This window comes from Streptomyces sp. SPB162 (assembly GCF_029504575.1).
Taxonomy (GTDB): Bacteria; Actinomycetota; Actinomycetes; order Streptomycetales; family Streptomycetaceae; genus Actinacidiphila.
Genome location: NZ_JAQFII010000001.1, coordinates 3,867,831 through 3,885,247 on the forward strand (window position 1 = coordinate 3,867,831; position 17,417 = coordinate 3,885,247).

The window sequence follows — 17,417 nt, forward strand, 5'->3', positions numbered from 1 at the left end:
GGGTCAGTTCTTCTCGTCACCGTCGCGCTTGCCGAGGGTGAGGGTGGCGGTGGAGGTCTTGCCACCGCGGGTGTAGGTGATGGTGACCTTGTCGCCGGGCTGGCGCTGCCAGATCGCGCCGATCAGGGTCTGGCCGCTGTCGATGACCGTGTCGTCGAACTTGGTGATGATGTCGCCGGGCTTCAGGCCCGCCTTGTCGCCGGGGCCGTTGGGGACGATGGCCGGGTTGCCGCCGTTGCCGTTCTCGGTGACCTTCGCGCCCTCGCCGCGGTACTGGGTGTCCAGGGAGACGCCGATCACCGGGTAGACGGGCTGACCGGTCGCGATGAGGTTGGTGGCGACGCGCTTGGCCTGGTTGATCGGAATGGCGAAGCCGAGGCCGACGCTGCCGGCCTGGGTCTGGCCGTCGTTGTTGCCACCGGCGGACTGGATGGCCGAGTTGATGCCTATCACCGCGCCGTTGGCGTTCAGGAGCGGGCCGCCCGAGTTGCCGGGGTTGATCGAGGCGTCGGTCTGGATGGCGCTCATGTACGAGGCGCTGGCGCCCTGACCGTCGCTGGAGGCGACCGGACGGTGCATGGCGCTGACGATGCCGGTGGTGACGGTGCCGGAGAGCCCGAAGGGGGCACCGATGGCGATGGTGGCGTCGCCGACCTTGGTGCTGTCGGAGTCCCCCAGCGGTATCGGGTCGAGCTTCGCGTCACCGGCGTTCTTCAGCTTGATGACGGCGACGTCGTAGCCCTGGGCGCGGCCGACGACCTCGGCGTCGTACTTCTTGCCGTTGGAGAACGTCGCGGTCAGCTTGCCGCCGTCGGCGGCCGGGGCCACCACGTGGTTGTTGGTGAGGATGTGGCCCTGCTTGTCGAAGACGAAGCCGGTGCCGGTGCCGCTCTCGCTGCCGCCCGACGCCTCGATCGTCACAACGCTCGGCAGCGCCTTCGCGGCGATGCCCGCCACGGAGTTGGGCGCGCGGTCCAGCACCTTCGGGTCCGAGGACGAACTGACGGTGGTGGACCCGTTGTTGTCGTCGTGCTCCGCGGCCCAGTAGCCGACGCCACCGCCGACACCGCCGGCGACGAGCGCGGCCACCAGCACCGCGGCGACCATCGCCCCCATGCCGCGCGACGTGCGCTCACCGGGCGGCGGCGCGGGCACATGGGTGCCCCACACCGGGCCGCCGCGGCCGCCGGGCCCGCCGGACTGCGGGAGCGCGCCGGCGTACTGCGGGTACTGCGCCGACTGCGGGGCGCCCGGGTACGGCTGGTGGGCGTGGGCCTGCGAGGGGTCGGAGTGCGGCTGGGCGGCATGCGCGGTCAGCACGCCGGCCGGCGCCGCGTACGGGTCCGCCGCGGCGGGCTCCCCGTAGGACGCGGCCGGTTCGGTGTACGACGCGGCCGGTTCGCTGTACGACGCCGGCTCGCTGTACGCGGACGACGACGCCGCGGGCTCGCGGTACGGCACGGGCGGCGTCGGGTCGCCGTGCGACACGGAGGCCGGGGACGGGGACGGCAGGGAGTCGGCCACCGGCGCGGCGGGCGCGGGGATCCCGGTCGGGGCCGGCGGCACCTGCGGCAGGACGGCGGTCGGCGGCTCGGCCGGGGGCGCGGGCGGGCCGGCGGGTTCGGCCGGGAGGGCCGCCTTCGAGAGCTCGCCGTGCTCCGGCGCGACCGACTCCGCGCCGGGCTCGGGCGCAGCCGGGACCTGGCCGGCCTCGTTCTCGGTGCTCACAGCGGTTCTCCTATGGTGTCTGAGCGCGGGTGTCGGACTGGATACAGCATTTCCCACGGGGTGTCGGACCGCCGTAAGCGGTAGCTGTGTATGGTCCGCGTATGGAGTTGGGGGTCTGATGGTGCCCCGCGCGCGTGGTCGGCTTTACGTCGCGACACGCAGCGATGGCACCATAGCCCGGTGACTTCTGCGCATGCGGCCCGGGATGCGTTCCCGGACGGGAACCCGATCCAGGTCGTCGCCCACCGGGGGGCGTCCGAGGACGTACCCGAACATACGCTCGCGGCCTACCGCAGGGCCATCGAGGACGGGGCCGACGCCCTGGAGTGCGATATCCGGCTGACGGCCGACGGCGAACTGGTCTGCGTGCACGACTGGCGCGTGAACCGCACGTCCAACGGCCGCGGCGCCGTGTCGTCCATGGAACTGGCCGACCTCGCGACGCTCGACTTCGGTTCGTGGAAGGGTCAGCACTCCGACGCCGAGGCCCCGGACACCACCGATGACGAGCGCAGCAGCGTGCTGACCCTGGAGCGGCTGCTGGAGCTGGTGGCCGACACCGAGCGGCGGGTGGAGCTGGCGATCGAGACCAAGCACCCCACGCGCTGGGCCGGCCAGGTCGAGGAACGGCTGCTGGAACTGCTGCGCCGTTTCGGCCTCGACGCCCCACCGCCGGGGGAGCGCTCCGCCGTGCGCGTCATGAGCTTCTCGTCCCGTTCGCTGCGCCGCGTGCACACGGCGGCGCCGGCGCTGCCGACCGTCTACCTGATGCAGTACGTGTCGCCGCGGCACCGCGACGGGCGGCTGCCCGCCGGGGTGCGCATCGCCGGTCCGAGCATGCGGATCCTGCGGGCGAACCCGGGCTACGTCGCACGGCTGCACCGGGCCGGCCACCAGGTCCACGTGTGGACGGTGAACGAACCGGCGGACGTCGAGCTGTGCGTGCGGCTCGGGGTCGACGCGATCATCACCAACCGGCCGAAGCAGGTGCTGTCCCAATTGGGGCGGTAAGTAACGCTATTACGGGGAGTGCACCGGCGCGTTCGGACCGTGTTCGACCGATGTGAGTGCCCCAATAGATCGCAGTTGGCTTGTTTCCGGCCCAGTCCGGGAGGGCATTCATCCCGTGGCGAGGGGTCAAGGAGGTCTCGGGGGTGGCGTTGGTGGTGGCACAAGGGATGCCGACGTCCTCGACCATGGCCCTGTCGCATGGTCCGATGGGCGTGGCGGACGCACGGCGCAGGCTCCGGAGCGAGCTGTGCGCCAACGAGGTGCCGGAGCCGGTGGTGGACGACGCGGTGCTGATCCTGTCGGAGTTGCTGAGCAACTCCTACCGGCACGCCCGCCCCCTCTGCGACGGTCCGGACGAGGGAACCGGCCGCACGGCCGTTTCGAACGAGGGTGACGTCCCTTCGCAGACCCCCGACCCCTGCGGCATCCGCGCCGCATGGCGCATCGGTGACGACGGCCTGCTCAGCGTGGAGGTGACCGACGGCGGCGGCCCGACCCGCCCCCTGCCGGCCAGTCCGTCGCTGACGGCCCGCGGCGGCCGCGGGCTGGGCATCGTCAGTAACCTGTCGCTGAGCTGGGGCGTGCGCGACGCGCCCGGCGAGGTCACCGTATGGGCCCTGCTGCCGGTCAGAAGCCGGCACGCACGGCGCGACGACCTGGCGCCGCGGCGGGACATCCCGATCGATTTCGCGGATCCGTTCGACGATCTGCCCTGACGACCCGGGGCGGGGCCGCCCCGCGGGCCGGGGTTCGACTGTCGGCCGTCCGCCCCGTTTTCCCCGATCCGTCGAAGGTTTCCCCCGCGCGTTTCCGGCTCGGGGCCCCGCGAGCGCTAGGCTCACGGCCGAAACGTAGCCGTACCGGGAGAGATCGAACCATGGCCAAGAAGCGCCCGACGAAGACGCATGCCCCGCAGATCGTCGACGGGGAGATCCCCGTGGTCGGCGCGCGGGAGCCGTGCCCCTGCAACTCCGGCCGCCGGTACAAGGCGTGCCACGGCCGCGAGGCCTCGCACGCGGTGACCGAGCTGGTCCAGCGGCCCTTCGAGGGACTGCCCGGCGAATGCGACTGGGTGGCGCTGCGCGAGCTGGTGCCGGCCGCCACCGTCGATCTGACGCTCAAGGGCGGGCTCCCCGCGGACGTGCCGTCGCTGACGCTGGCGACCGTGCTGCCGATGGCGTGGCCCGGCCTGCGCCGCGACAGCGGCAAGGTCCTGCTGGGCCTCCAGAACGACACGGCCTCCGGCGACCTCAGCCGCGGTCTCGCCGACATCCTGCAGCGTGCGCTGACCGCTGACCCGGGCTCGCCCGTCGAGGGCGCCCGCACGGACGGCGACGGGCCGCGCCTGCAGGACCTGCTGGACCTGGACGCGCCGTTCGAGCCGGTGGTGCACAACGGGTTCGAGTTCTGGCTGGAGAACGCCGCCGACGCCTCCGGCGAGATCGCCGCCTCCCTGGAGCGAGCCAACGCCGCCGCGATCCCGACCGTCCGGCTGTCGGGCGTGGACGCCGCGTACTGGTGCGAGACGCCCGACAAGAACCACCTGCGCTGGGTGATGTCGCACCCGGAGGAGCAGCTCCTCGACGCCATGGCGCGGCTGCACGCCGCCGGCGCGTCCTCGCTCGGCGACGACACCCGCCTCGTCGGCTCCTTCCGCGCCCACGGGCTGGTCGTACCGGTGTGGGACCTGCCGGTGGGCAGGGCCGCGGACGAGGTCGAGAAGCCGGCCGCCGCCTTCGGCGAGCGGCTCCTGGAAGCACTCGGCGCGACCGCGCCGCTCACCGGTGACGAGCGGCGCGCCCGCAGCGGTTTCATGAACCGCCAGATCACCCTGAGCTGAACCCGGACGGGCGGGCGGGACGGGGCGGAACGGGGGCCCGGAACGGGGCGCGGGGAGGCCGAGTGACAACGGTCACAACTCCGCCTGCCCACCGGCAATTACGGGTTCCGCTTCCTTCTCCGGAATTTGCGTACGCAGAAAAACTTGTTACCGTTTAAACAGCCCGGTCGCTGGTGCATCCCCCGTCGCCAGCGACCGGGTTTTGCCATGCCCGGACCCGCCCCTCACCAGGCAATGTCCGGAAGTTGATCTACATTGGCTGATTTCTGTTCAGCTATTGCTACCGATTGCTACCGGCTCGTAGCAGCATTCGCTCACTTCCCGCCGAAGCGAACTCCGCGACCGCGCTGTAGACCTGCGTCACACCGTCATCCGGAGAAACCGCTGTCACGGTCCGTTCGCGCGGGGTCTCACAGGAACCGGGAGCCGTTCCGGCTCCGACCGGGCACTCCACCCGCACCGTCCCGCCGTCCGGCCGCATGAGGATCAGTACGCCGTCGAGCGGGTCGCCGGTCCCGTTGCGGTAGTACGACCGCGCCCAGGTGTCGCCGCCCACCGCGATCGTGCAGGTCTGCGCCTGGAGACCGTCGGGCGAGGTGAGTTGCGGCCCGCAGGCCGTGACCGGCCGCACCGCGCCGTTACCGGCGCCGGGAGCCCCGGACGACCTCGGAACCGGCCCTGGAACCGGCCCGGTGGCCGGGGAGGCGGGCCCGAGCGCCGGGAGCAGCCCGCCGAGGGCCCCGGCACCCGGACCGTCCGCCACGCCGGGCACGGCCTGCGGCCGGTCGCTCCGCGCGGCCCGGCCCGGGGGGCCCGCGGGCCCCGCGGTGGCGGCGGCCAACGGCAGGACCACCGCGAGCGCGATCACACTGGTGAGGGCGATCATGCGCAGATTCGGGGCGCGCTCCATCGGATTCCACCTGTCAGGGATTGCGGCTGGTGCGGTACGCCGAACATATCGGGCCCATCACGCCGAAAAGGGGGCCGTTGGCCCGTATACCGGGCCACGACCCCCTGCTGCTACCCGAACGAGTGACACCGCCAACGGCCCGGCGCACCGGGCCGACGCAGGTCTCCCGCCGCCCGTCCCGTCAATACGTGAGGCGCGTCCCGTCAATACCTGAGGCGCGTCCCGTCCGTACGTGAGGCGCGTCCTGTCAATACGTGAGGCGCGTCCCGTCCGGTGCCGTCCGGCCCGCGCGGACGAGGGTGTCCACGATGAGCGCGACGCTCGGCAGCCACGGCGAGCCGGCGCCCGCGTCGACCACCGGCGGCCGGATCCACCGCAGTTGCGCCGCGCCGCTGCCCGACGGCGGCAGCGCCACGTAACCGCCCTGCCCGTGGTACCGCAGCGAGCTGGGCACCCATTCGTGGGAATCGAGCAACTCGCCCAACTCCTCCAGGGAGTACGGGGCGACGAGCAGCACCAGGCGCGTCGGGGTGGCCACCACCGGGCCGAGCCGCACGCCCAGCCGGTCGAGGGTGTCCAGGGCTCGCGCACCGGCCACGGCCGGCAGGCTGACCGCTGAAACGCGCTCGCCCGTGGCGAGCACCACGGGCGCGTCGGGGCGGGCCGTCCACCACCAGCGCACCATGCGCGGGTCGCGGGTGGCCGCCATGAGTCCGGGATCGTGCGGGTGCACGCCGGGAACGGGGCAGTCCGGGCGTGGACAGGCGCACGGCTGCGCCCCCGCCGCCCGCCAGGAACCACGGCGGTCGTGCCCGACACCGGGCACCACCGGCCATCCCCACTGTTCGGTGTAGGTGAGAACCGCGCTGAGCAGCGCGGACTGGCCCCTCCATCGGAACGAGAGCTTGCGTCGCCTTCCGAGGATCTCGCGCATAGCGCAAAGTTCCTTTCCGTTAACGCTCAGAGGATCTGCCCATGACACAACGTAATCTCGAGCACACCGCTTACAAGGCAGCGCATCACGCTGCTAGCCGAGCGTGGAACGTGGCGAGGGGTGGCGCACGCATGGCGCTTCGTGTTCTGTCTGCCGCGCTGTGCGCTTCCGCTGGGTGTGTGAGCACCCCGCCACTCGGGGGTAGGCCGGCCGTCATCTACTAGTAGGACGCTGAAGCCAGACACCGGGTTCCTACCCACCACCGTGAATATGACGCGCTGTTGGACGCCATCAGTCGACCGGCAATTGTCGTCGGGTGTGGTCATTTTCGGCCAAGCTTTTCGAGCGCGACACCACTCCTTCTACCAGCACAATCCTGGACATGCCCACGATCAGGCGTGTACAAGTGGAAACCTGGTAGCGGCGCAGCACGATATGGGGGTTTGCGATGCTATTGACGCACTTGACCTGCTTCATCAAGCCCCGCACGCGAGTCGGCAAAAATCCTGAATCGCCGACAACTGGCACTGTTTCCCGCTCAGCCCGTGATCTCACGCGAAGCCGCCGGCCATGAGCACCACCCGGGTTCCAAAAGTGGCCGGAACCAAGCCTCCCATTCCTGCCGCGCCACACACTTCGGCCCCTGCGGCCGAATGCCGCCCCGTGGACCGCCTCGCGGCCGTCCAGGACCGGCTGGCCTGCTGGATCTCCGATCTCACCACACTTCACGAGCTCACCGAACGCCTCGCGGGCACCGCCGGCCTCGAGGACTCGCTGCGCGAAGTCCTGCGGGCCGGCGCCGCGTTGGTCGGCGCCCGCCGCGGTCTGCTGGTCCTGGAACCCGCCGACCGGCTGGGCCCCGACACCACCGTGGGTCTCGGCCTCGGCCACGCCGATCTGGGCACCATCGAGACCGTGCCGCACGGCGCGGCCTCCTACGGGATCCTGCTCGACGACCCGACCGGGAACACCGGGAACACCGGGACCGCAGACACCACCGCCGAGGACGCCCCTGACGGGAACGCGCCCGCGCCCGCCTCCCCCCACGTGCCCGCGGACGGCGACGAGATCATCCACGCCGACCTGCCGCACGAGCCCGGCCTCGACCCGCGCCACCGTGAAGTCGCCGCGCACCTCGGCTTCGACGCCAGCTACGCGTTGCGGCTCACCACCGAGCGGACCGGCCATCTCGCCGCGGCCGTCTGGCTGTACGACGAACCGGCCGAGCCGGTCGAACGCCAGCGCCACCTCGTCGGCCTCTACGGCCGGTACGCGGCGGAACACATCGCCCGCCAGCTGGAACTGAGCCGCTCCCGCTCCACCCTGGCCACCCTCGCCGAGGAGTTGCTGCCCGCCCGGCTGCCGCGGGTCGCCGGCGTACGGATGGCCGTACGGCACGACACGGGACCGCGGGGCGGCGGCGACTGGTACGACGCGCTGCCGCTCCCCGAGGGCGCGCTCGGCCTCGCCGTCGGCGGCGTCACCGGATCGGGACCCAGCGCGGTCGCCGCGATGGGCCGGCTGCGGGCCTCGCTGCGGGCCTACGCCGTCATGGAGGGCGAGGACCCGGTCGCCGTCCTGTCCGACCTGGAGCTGCTGCTGCGGCTCACCGAGCCCGCCCGATCCGCGACCGCTCTGTTCGCGTACGCGGAGCCGGACCAGCACAAGCTCGTGCTGGCGGGCGCGGGACACTGCCCGCCGCTGATCGTCGGCGACCACCGGATCGAGTACATCGAGACCTCGCTCTCGGCCCCGCTGGGCATGCTGAGCTGCTGGGAGGCGCCCAGTGTCGAGGTCCGGCCGGAGTCGGGCGAGACGCTGCTGCTGTACACCGACGGCCTGCTGCACCGCACCGGCGAGCCGATGGACCGCGCGCTCGCCCGGCTGCACAGCGCCGCCCAGAGCGCGCCGCGCGCCACCCGCGACGACCCGGACCTGCTCGCCGACCACGTGCTGCGCACCGTGCTGCCGGACGGTCTCGACACCCTCGACAGTTCGGAGGACGTCGTCCTGCTCGCCGTCCGCTTCGACTGAGCCCCCGCACCCGCACCCGCACCCGCACCCGAACCCGCACCCGCTGGTCCGCTTTGCCGGACTTCGTGACCTAAGCCCCCTGTAGTCGACCTTCCGTACGCACATACGATGGATCGGTCTATTGCGAGGAGGCAGGACGTGTCCGAAGAGGTCGAAGCGGCCGAAGAGCAGCCGATCAAGCAGCGCAAGAACGGCCTCTACCCCGAGGTCTCCGACGAGCTCGCCGAGCTCATGAAGTCGGACTGGGCCGACACCGAGCTGCACGACCTGCGGCCGATCGCCCAGGCGCCCCACGCCGCACGCCGCCGGGCCGCGCTGTCCGCCCGCTTCCCGGGCGAGCGGCTGGTCATCCCGGCGGGCAACCTCAAGACGCGCGCGAACGACACGGAGTACTCCTTCCGGGCGTCGAGCGAGTACGTCCACCTCACCGGCGACCAGACGCAGGACGCCGTCCTGGTCCTGGAGCCCGCCAAGGGCGGCCAGGGGCACGACGCGACCGCGTACCTGCTCCCCCGCTCCAGCCGCGAGAACGGCGAGTTCTGGCTCGACGGCCAGGGCGAGCTGTGGACCGGCCGCCGCAACAGCCTCAGCGAGGGCGCACAGCTGCTCGGTCTGCCGTGCTCGGACGTCCGTGAAGTCGTCGCGAAGCTGGCCGTGGCGACCGGCCCGGTCCGGGTGGTGCGCGGCTACGACGCGGGCATCGAGGGCGCGCTGCACGACAAGGTCACCGCCGAGCGCGACGCCGAGCTGAAGGAGTTCCTCTCCGAGCTGCGGCTGGTCAAGGACGAGTGGGAGATCGGCGAGTTGCAGGCGGCGGTCGACTCCACCGCCCGCGGCTTCGAGGACGTCGTCAAGGTGCTGGACAAGGCCGAGGCGACCTCCGAGCGCTACATCGAGGGGACGTTCTTCCTCCGCGCCCGCGTCGAGGGCAACGACATCGGCTACGGCTCGATCTGCGCCGCCGGTCCGCACGCCACCACCCTGCACTGGGTGCGCAACGACGGCCCGGTCCGCTCCGGCGAGCTGCTGCTCCTGGACGCCGGTGTGGAGACCCACAGCCTCTACACCGCCGACGTCACGCGCACCCTGCCGATCAGCGGCCGCTTCAGCGACATCCAGCGCAAGATCTACGACGCGGTGTACGAGTCCCAGTCGGCGGGCATCGCGGCGGTCAAGCCCGGCGCCGCCTACCGCGACTTCCACGACGCCTCGCAGCGGGTGCTCGCCGAGAGGCTCGTCGAGTGGGGCCTGCTCGAGGGCCCGGTCGAGCGGGTGCTGGAACTCACGCTGCAGCGCCGCTGGACCCTGCACGGCACCGGCCACATGCTCGGTCTGGACGTCCACGACTGCGCGCACGCGCGGACCGAGACGTACGTGGACTGCGTGCTGGAGCCCGGCATGGTGCTCACCGTCGAGCCCGGTCTGTACTTCCAGGCGGACGACCTGTCGGTGCCGGCCGAGTACCGCGGCATCGGCGTCCGCATCGAGGACGACATCCTCGTCACCGCCGACGGCAACCGGAACCTGTCGGAAGCGCTGCCGCGCCGCTCCGACGAGGTCGAGGCGTGGATGGCCGGCCTCAGGGGCTGATCCGCGGACGGACACGTAACCCGCCTCGGGCGCCGCGATCCGGCACCCGGGGCGGTTTACTGGCCGCCGTGACGACAACCGACCCCGCGCTGCGCGCCCTGGCCCATCCGGTACGGCTGCGCATGCTGTCGCTGATGTGGGCCGCCCCGCTCTCCGCGGCGGAGCTCTCCCGGGAGCTGGACATCTCGCACGCGCTGGCCAGCCAGCACCTGCGCCGGCTCGACGCCGCCGGGCTCGTGGAACTCGCCGAGGTCCGCTCGCACCGCGGCGGCAGGGAGCGGCGCTACCGCACCGTGCACGGCACCCCGCTCTCCGACCGGCAGGACGGCACCCCGCTGCTCGCCGAGGCGCTGGCGCACAACCTGCGCGACCGGGCCGCCCGCCGGGTTCCCGGGCAGGAGGGGGTGACCTCCGACGTGGAGCTGTGGGTGGCGCCCGAGGCATGGGACGCCTTCCGCACCCGCATGGCGGAGCTCCTCGCGGACCTGCACGAAGCCGCCCGCGCCCCGCGCGCCCCCGGTTCCGTCCTGCTCGGCGCCACGGTGATGGCGTTCCTCGTGCGGGCCGATGGGACACCCGAGGGGGCAGCCGGAGGGGCGGCGGAGGCAGCGGACGAGGACCCCGCGGCTCTTACGACGCCTTGAGCAGCGCGTCGTCCCGCCACTTGAGGATCTTGTCGATCGTCACCACGGCGCCCCGGCCGGGCCGGTTGTGGAAGTGGACGTGATCCACCAGCGCCTCGATGAGGAACAGTCCCCGTCCGTCCTCGGCATGCCGGCCCTTCAGGGCCAGCGGCCGGGCGAGTTGGTGGCGTGGCCGGTCGGGCGCGAAGCCCGGACCGGAGTCGGCGACCTCGATGCGGCAGCGGTCGCCGTCGATGCGCGCCGTCACGCTGTAGTCACCCTCGCCCGCGTGTTCCACGGCGTTGGCACAGGCCTCGGACAGCGCCACGGACAGGTCGTAACAGATCTCCGGATCGACCCCGGCGGTCTGCATCGTTCCCAGCAGCAGCCGTCGGGCGAGCGGAACGCTCGCGGCCTCGCGCCGCAAGTGGAGAGACCACCAGATGCTCATGCTCCAGCCTCCAGGCCACGGCTCGACTTACGGATACCTATAGCCACGAATTGCGCCCCGTAAGCGTCCTCTTGACGTGATGCCGCTCATTCGGCGGATGTGGGACCCCGGCGTACAGGTGTATTGGGGCGACTCGTCCGCACCCCCTCAAGCCGGACACCCCCCGTATGCGCCGGTTCCCGGCGGTGAGAGGATGACGCCCGTCATGGCTTCCCCTTCACCCGTTTCCCCCGTGCGCGCGGGCGCCGGACTGCGACTGCTGCGGGCCGCGGTGTTCACCGCGGTCTGTGTCGCGCTGTCCGCGGCCGGGCACGCGCTGGCGTCCCGTCACGGGGTGTCGGCCGCCGCGCTGGTGATGGGCTGCCTCGCGGTGTTCGCCGTGGCAGCGCCGCTGGCCGGCCGGGAACGGTCGCTCCGGGGCATCGTCACGACGCTCGCGGTGGGACAGGTCGCGCTGCACGCGATCTTCGGCGTGGGACAGGCCTGCGGGGACCCCGCCACGGGCCAGGACGGCGGCGCCGGCGTGCTGGCGCTGGCCGGTCGTCTGCTGTGCGGCGGCCACACCTCCGCGGTCGCCCTCACCCGGCAGAGCGCGGAGCGGATCGTGCGCGACGCGGGCATCGACCCGGCGTCCGCGATGCCCATGGGCCCCGTCACTCGACCGGGTGACACCGGCTTCACCGGAATGCACGCGGCGATGGCGTACTCGCTGCCGATGCTCCTCGCCCACCTGTTCGCCGCGCTCGCCGTCGGATGGCTGCTGCGGCGCGGCGAGGCCGCCCTGTGGCGGCTGGTGCGGCTGTCGGCCGACGTGCTGCGCGGCGTGTTCGTCGCACTGGTGCGCGTCCTGGTGGCGGGAGCGGCCGACGACCGGCTCGCCGCGCTCCGGCCGCGCCGGTTCACCGCCGGGCGGGGAAAGGCGCGCGGCGTACGGCTGCGCCACAGCCTGGCGCGGCGCGGGCCACCGGCGTACGCCCTGGCGGTCTGACGCGAGCGGTCTCCACCGGCCCGGTTCCCACCGGACCACGGGGGCGGCGGTCTCGCGCGTTCCGCCGACGCGCCGACCCCCTTCCCCCTCACCGTGGAGTGCCCCGTGAACAGTTTCCGCACGCGCCGTCTGACCACCGTCGGCGCGCTCACCGGTGCCACGCTGCTGATGGCCGCCGTACCGGCCTTCGCGCATGTCTCCGTCACGCCCAACAGCGCCCCCAAGGGCGGCTACAGCACCGTCGCGTTCAAGGTCCCCAACGAGCGGGACAACGCCTCGACGATCAAGCTCGAAGTGAACCTGCCGGCGGACCACCCGATCGCCTCCGTCTCCACCCAGGCCGTGCCCGGCTGGAAGGTGGAGGTCACCAAGACCAAGCTCGCCAAGCCGATGACCATGCACGGCAAGCAGGTGACCGAGGCCGTCACGAAGATCACCTGGAGCGGCGGCACGATCGAGCCCGGCCAGTTCCAGCAGTTCCCCGTCTCGTTCGGCCCGCTTCCCGACGATACGGACGAGCTGGTCTTCAAGGCCCTCCAGACGTACTCGAACAACGAGGTCGTGCGCTGGATCGAGGAGGAGAAGGCCGGCGCGGCCGAGCCGGCGAACCCGGCGCCCGCGCTGAAGCTGACCGCGGCGGTGGCGGACGAACACGGCTCGGCGGCCCCCGCCGCCGACACCAAGGCGAAGGACACGACGACCGCCGCGGCCGCCGACTCCGACAGCAGCGATACGACGGCGCGGATCCTCGGCGTCGCCGGAATCGTCGTCGGCGTCATCGGCGTCGCGTTCGGTGTCCTGGCCGGACGCCGCCGCACCTCCGCCTGACGCACCCGGCCGGGCGGCCGTAAGGCACGTTCTCGACGGTGGTGACGCTCGTCGCTGCCGGGACCCCGCGGTCCCGGCAGCCGCCGCGTCGGCCCGCCGCCGACCCGTACGGCCGCCCGGCCCCGCCATCGCACTCCCCGGGAAACTCTCATGCGCACCATGATCAAGATCGGCATCGCCCTGGCGGCCGTCGCTACCCTCGCCGGATGCGGCGCCTCCGACGGCGACTCCAAGGAGCCGGTCGCCGTCGTCTCCGGAGGGGCGTCCCGGCCGGGCACCCTCCTCGACGCCCCCTTCAGCAAGCCGGCCCTGACCCTCACCGATACCCACGGCACGCCGTATGACCTGGTCAAGGAGACGGCGGGCCGGCCCGTCCTGCTCTTCTTCGGCTACACCCACTGCCCCGACGTCTGCCCCACGACGATGAGCGACATCGCCATCGCCAAGTCGCGGCTGCCCAAGGCCGACCAGGAGAAGCTCCGGGTCGTGTTCGTCAGCACGGACCCCGCGCGCGACACCCCGCAGCGCCTCGGCGAGTGGCTGGCCGCCCAGGACAAGGACTTCGTCGGCCTGACCGGCGACTTCGCCACGATCCAGAAGGCCGCCAAATCCGTCGGCGTCGGCATCGACAAGCCGGTCACGGAGAAGGACGGCAGCGTCACCGTCACGCACGGCGCCGAGGTCCTGGCCTTCTGGCCGAAGGACGACAAGGGACACGTGCTGTACATGTCCGGCACCACCGCCGACGAGTTCGCCGCCTACCTGCCGAAGCTCATGAAGAGCGAGGCCCCGTGAGGCGCCGGAGCTCTTGTGCGGTGGTTCCCGGCCTGCTCGCCGCCGCCCTCGCGCTCACCGGGTGTTCATCCGCCTCCGACGCGTCCGACGCCGCGGCGCACGTCGGAGCGAAGGGGCCGAGGCTGTCGGTGACCGGGGCGTACATACCGCAGCCGGTGATGGCCGACATGGCCGCCGGCTACTTCACGGTCACCAACACCGGCGACACCGACGCGGAACTCACCTCGGTCAGCAGCGACCTGGCCGCCGATATCACCCTGCACGCCACCGCGGAGAACCGTATGCGCAAGGTGAGCTCCCTGACCGTCCCGGCGGGCGGGCGGCTTACGCTCAGCAACGGCGGCAACCACCTGATGCTGACGGAACTCACGCACAAGCCGGTGGCCGGCGACAAGGTGTCCATGCAACTGCACTTCGCCACCGCCGACCCGATCGGCGTCACCGTGCCGGTCGAGCCGGCCGGCTACCGGCCGAAGGGCTGAGGAGGAGCGACGATGACCATCAGGCGTGCGCTGGTCGTACTGGGCGCCCTGCTCGCCGTCGTGCTGGGAGCCGCCGCCCCGGCCTCCGCGCATGCCGCGCTGGTGAACACCGACCCCGGCGAGGACGCGATCGTCAAGACCGCGCCCCAGCAGGTGCTGCTCACCTTCTCCGAAGGCGTGCTGCTGTCCGCCGACTCGCTGCGGGTCCTCGACCCGGCCGGCGGCCGGGTGGACAGCGGTCCGCCGCAACACGCGAACGGCAACACCGCCACGGCCGCGGTCGCGCTGCGCGCCGGGCTCGGCGACGGTACCTACACCGTCGCCTGGAAGGCCGTCTCGGAGGACAGCCACCCGGTCGCGGGCGCGTTCACGTTCTCCGTCGGCGCCCCGTCCAAAACCTCCGTCGTCCTCGCCGACCAGGCGCAGGCCGTCGGCGGCGGCCCCGCGGGCGTCCTCTACGGCATCGGGCGCTACATCGCCTACGCCGGATTCGCGCTGCTCGTCGGCGCCTCCGTCTTCCTCGCCGTGTGCTGGCCGCGCGGCGCCCTGCTGCGCCCCATGCAGCGGATCGCGGTCGGCGGCTGGGTCGCGCTCGTCGCGTCCACCATCGCGCTGCTGATGCTGCGCGGGCCGTATGTGAACGGCAGCGGGCTCGGCGACGCGCTCGACCTCGGCGTGATGCGCGACGTGCTCAACACCCGCCCGGGCGCCGCGCTGCTCTCCCGGCTGCTGCTGCTGGCCGCCGCCGCCGTCTTCCTGGCGGTCCTGTTCGGCTCGTACGCCAAACGCGGGACGCCCGCCGACGAGAGCGAGCGGGCCGAGCGCGCCGACCTCGCCTGGGGGCTGGGCATCGGCGGCGGGGTCATCGCGACGGGCATCGCCGCGACCTGGGCGATGGCGGAACACGCCTCCGTCGGCATCCAGTCCGGCCTCGCCATGCCGGTCGACGTCGCGCATCTGCTGTCGATGGCGGTGTGGCTCGGCGGCCTGACCGCCCTGCTGACCGCCCTGGTGGCAGGGCTCGGCATCGAGCGCGAGGCCGTCCAGCGCTTCTCGCGCATCGGTTTCGCGGCGGTGGCGACGCTGGTGGCCACCGGCGTCTACCAGTCCTGGCGGCAGCTCGGCTCGTGGGACGCCTTCGTCTCCACCTCCTACGGGCAGCTGCTGCTCGTCAAGATCGGCCTCGTCGTCCTGCTCGTCGAACTGGCCTGGCTGTCGCGGCGCTGGACCGCGCGGCTCGGCGCCCCCGCCGTCTCCGTGACGGCCGCGGCGGCCGCCAAGCGGCCGGAGCGCGTCGTGGCCGGCTCCTCCACGGACCCGGCCCGGCAGGCGCAGCTGCGGCTGCAGCGCACCGCCCGGGACAAGGCCCAGGCGAAGAAGACCAGGGAGGCCGACCCCGAACGCGACGGGCTGCGGAAGTCCGTGCTGGCCGAGGTCGCCGTCGCCGTGGTCGTCCTGGCCGTGACGACGCTGCTCACCGGCACGCAGCCCGGCCGCGCGGCGCAGGAGAAGACCGGCTCGGCGCCCGCGCCCGCCGCCCCCTCCTCCGGGCTGCCGCTCAGCGTGCGCATCCCGTACGACACGGGTGGCCCCAAGGGGAAGGGCCAGGCCCTGATCACCGTCGATCCGGGACGGGTCGGCCAGAACGAGGTGCACGTCCTGATCTCCGGCGCGGATCCGGTGCCGGTCGACGTGCCGGAGGTGAAGCTCGAATTCACCCTCAAGGCCAAGAACATCGGGCCGCTGCCGGTGGCGCTGCAGCACCTCGACGTCGGCCACTGGACCGCGGCCTCGGTGCAGCTGCCGATGGCCGGGACGTGGCAGGTGTCCGTGACCGTGCGGACCTCCGACATCGACCAGGTGACCGAGACCAGGAACGTGGAGGTCACCTCATGACCGAACAACGGACGCTGGACGAGCGGGTCGCCCCCGAGCGTCCCGCCGGGCCCGCCCTCAGCCGGCGGCGGCTGCTCGGCACGGCGGGCGCGGCCGGCGCGGCGGGCCTGGTCACCGGCGGCGCGGGCGCGGCCTTCGGCGCCGCCGCCCTGCGAGACGACCCGACGCCGCTCACCTCGGTCGGCGCGACCGGCGTCCCCTTCCGGGACGGCACGCACCAGGCCGGCATCACCACCCCGCGGCAGGCCCGCGGCCATCTGATGGCCTTCGACCTCGCGCCCGGGCAGGGGCGCGAGAACGCCGCCGCGCTGCTCAGCCGCTGGACGAATGCCGCCCAGGAGATGACCGTCGGCCGGCTCGCCACCGACGACGACCAGATCGCCTGGGACGCGGGTCCGAACTCGCTCACCATCACCTTCGGATTCGGCAGGTCCCTCTTCACCAGGACCGGCCTGGAGGCCCAGCTGCCGGCGGCCCTCGCCCCCCTCCCCGCCTACTCCGCGGACGCGCTGGACCCGGCCCGCAGCAACGGCGACCTGTGGGTGCAGATCGGCTCGGACGACGCGCTCGTCGCCTTCCACGCCCTGCGCGTGCTGCAGAAGACGGCGGGGGACACCGTCCGGGTGCGCTGGCAGATGAACGGCTTCAACCGCACGCCGGGCGCGACCCTCGAGCCGATGACGTCACGCAATCTCATGGGCCAGGTGGACGGCACCAACAACCCCAAGGCCACCGACCCGGACTTCGACGCGCGGATCTTCGTTCCGGCCGGTGGCACAGCCCGTTCCCCGGAGTGGATGGCGGGTGGCTCGTACGCGGTGGTGCGCCGGATTCGGATGCTCCTCGACTCCTGGGACCACCTGTCCGTGGAGCAACAGGAGAAGGTGATCGGCCGCCGCAAGGGGAACGGCTCACCTCTGTCGGACGGCGTGCACTCCACGGACAGCAGCGAGACGGCCCCCGTGGACCTGGACAAGCGGGACGACCTGGGGGCGCCGGCCATCGCGGGCGACGCGCACATCCGGGTGGCCGCACCCGCCTCGAACGGCGGAGCGGCGATGCTGCGCCGGCCGTTCTCGTTCCACGACGGCATCGGCTCCGACGGGAGCCCGGACGCCGGCCTGCTCTTCGTCTGCTGGCAGGCCGATCCGCAGCGCGGATTCGTCCCCGTCCAGCGGAAGCTGGACCGCGGGGACGGGCTGTCCCGCTTCCTGCGCCACGAGTCGAGTGGCCTGTTCGCGGTCCCCGGCGCGCCGGGGAGCGGGGAGTACGTGGGGCAGCGGCTGCTGGAGTCGTGAACCCTTCCG

Annotated in this window: 16 protein-coding genes; 12 read left to right on the top strand and 4 right to left on the bottom strand. The window is 72.6% G+C overall.

Annotated features, from left to right (window positions below; all coding sequences use genetic code 11):
• Nucleotides 1-3: 3 nt before the first annotated feature.
• Nucleotides 4-1,728 (bottom strand): trypsin-like peptidase domain-containing protein, encoded by a 1,725-nt coding sequence (locus tag M2266_RS17635; protein ID WP_277439044.1) that lies wholly within the window; start codon nt 1,726-1,728, stop codon nt 4-6.
• A gap of 180 nt (nt 1,729-1,908) precedes the next feature.
• Here M2266_RS17635 and M2266_RS17640 point away from each other — a divergent pair, with 180 nt between their 5' ends.
• The 3 genes from M2266_RS17640 to M2266_RS17650 all read left to right on the top strand — a co-directional run bounded on the left by M2266_RS17640 (nt 1,909) and on the right by M2266_RS17650 (nt 4,579).
• A complete protein-coding gene (locus M2266_RS17640) occupies nt 1,909-2,739 on the top strand; it encodes a glycerophosphodiester phosphodiesterase (RefSeq protein WP_277439045.1) in 831 nt (276 codons plus the stop codon).
• 143 nt (nt 2,740-2,882) lie between these two features.
• Nucleotides 2,883-3,455: an ATP-binding protein gene (locus tag M2266_RS17645; RefSeq protein ID WP_277439046.1), complete on the top strand. Its 573-nt coding sequence runs from the start codon at nt 2,883-2,885 to the stop codon at nt 3,453-3,455.
• 161 nt (nt 3,456-3,616) lie between these two features.
• Nucleotides 3,617-4,579 (top strand): DUF5926 family protein, encoded by a 963-nt coding sequence (locus M2266_RS17650; RefSeq protein ID WP_277439047.1) that lies wholly within the window; start codon nt 3,617-3,619, stop codon nt 4,577-4,579.
• Nucleotides 4,580-4,859: 280 nt separating this feature from the next.
• On the opposite strand, the gene M2266_RS17655 is transcribed toward M2266_RS17650, so the two are convergent.
• Together M2266_RS17655 and M2266_RS17660 are read right to left on the bottom strand one after the other, a co-directional pair.
• The gene (locus M2266_RS17655) at nt 4,860-5,489 is read right to left on the bottom strand and encodes a hypothetical protein (RefSeq protein WP_277439048.1); all 630 of its coding nucleotides are present in this window, start codon (nt 5,487-5,489) and stop codon (nt 4,860-4,862) included.
• Nucleotides 5,490-5,736: 247 nt separating this feature from the next.
• Entirely contained in the window at nt 5,737-6,423 is a 687-nt protein-coding gene (locus tag M2266_RS17660; RefSeq protein WP_277439049.1) for a bifunctional DNA primase/polymerase, read from the bottom strand.
• A gap of 570 nt (nt 6,424-6,993) precedes the next feature.
• Between M2266_RS17660 and M2266_RS17665 the strand changes: the two genes are divergently transcribed.
• The 3 genes from M2266_RS17665 to M2266_RS17675 all read left to right on the top strand — a co-directional run bounded on the left by M2266_RS17665 (nt 6,994) and on the right by M2266_RS17675 (nt 10,691).
• Nucleotides 6,994-8,457, top strand: a complete 1,464-nt coding sequence (locus M2266_RS17665) for a PP2C family protein-serine/threonine phosphatase (RefSeq protein WP_277439050.1) — start codon at nt 6,994-6,996, stop codon at nt 8,455-8,457.
• Between the two features lie 108 nt (nt 8,458-8,565).
• Nucleotides 8,566-10,047, top strand: a complete 1,482-nt coding sequence (locus tag M2266_RS17670) for an aminopeptidase P family protein (protein WP_277439051.1) — start codon at nt 8,566-8,568, stop codon at nt 10,045-10,047.
• A gap of 68 nt (nt 10,048-10,115) precedes the next feature.
• Entirely contained in the window at nt 10,116-10,691 is a 576-nt protein-coding gene (locus tag M2266_RS17675) for a winged helix-turn-helix domain-containing protein (RefSeq protein ID WP_277439052.1), read from the top strand.
• On the opposite strand, the gene M2266_RS17680 is transcribed toward M2266_RS17675, so the two are convergent.
• Nucleotides 10,678-11,121: an ATP-binding protein gene (locus M2266_RS17680; protein WP_277439053.1), complete on the bottom strand. Its 444-nt coding sequence runs from the start codon at nt 11,119-11,121 to the stop codon at nt 10,678-10,680. The two genes, M2266_RS17675 and M2266_RS17680, sit on opposite strands and share 14 nt — an antisense overlap.
• 205 nt (nt 11,122-11,326) lie before the next feature.
• Between M2266_RS17680 and M2266_RS17685 the strand changes: the two genes are divergently transcribed.
• The 6 genes from M2266_RS17685 to efeB all read left to right on the top strand — a co-directional run bounded on the left by M2266_RS17685 (nt 11,327) and on the right by efeB (nt 17,408).
• The gene (locus M2266_RS17685; RefSeq protein ID WP_277439054.1) at nt 11,327-12,109 is read left to right on the top strand and encodes a hypothetical protein; all 783 of its coding nucleotides are present in this window, start codon (nt 11,327-11,329) and stop codon (nt 12,107-12,109) included.
• Nucleotides 12,110-12,214: 105 nt separating this feature from the next.
• Nucleotides 12,215-12,937, top strand: coding sequence for a YcnI family protein (locus tag M2266_RS17690; protein ID WP_277439055.1), 723 nt, complete (start codon nt 12,215-12,217; stop codon nt 12,935-12,937).
• A gap of 150 nt (nt 12,938-13,087) precedes the next feature.
• Entirely contained in the window at nt 13,088-13,732 is a 645-nt protein-coding gene (locus M2266_RS17695) for an SCO family protein (RefSeq protein WP_277439056.1), read from the top strand.
• A gap of 20 nt (nt 13,733-13,752) precedes the next feature.
• Nucleotides 13,753-14,214: a copper chaperone PCu(A)C gene (locus tag M2266_RS17700; RefSeq protein ID WP_277439057.1), complete on the top strand. Its 462-nt coding sequence runs from the start codon at nt 13,753-13,755 to the stop codon at nt 14,212-14,214.
• Nucleotides 14,215-14,226: 12 nt separating this feature from the next.
• Nucleotides 14,227-16,110 carry a copper resistance protein CopC gene (locus M2266_RS17705; RefSeq protein ID WP_277439058.1) on the top strand — a complete coding sequence of 628 codons (1,884 nt, stop codon included), beginning with the start codon at nt 14,227-14,229 and terminating at the stop codon, nt 16,108-16,110.
• Nucleotides 16,107-17,408, top strand: coding sequence for an iron uptake transporter deferrochelatase/peroxidase subunit (gene efeB, locus M2266_RS17710; protein WP_277439059.1), 1,302 nt, complete (start codon nt 16,107-16,109; stop codon nt 17,406-17,408). The genes M2266_RS17705 and efeB overlap by 4 nt, the downstream gene beginning before the upstream one ends.
• The last annotated feature ends 9 nt before the right edge of the window (nt 17,409-17,417 follow it).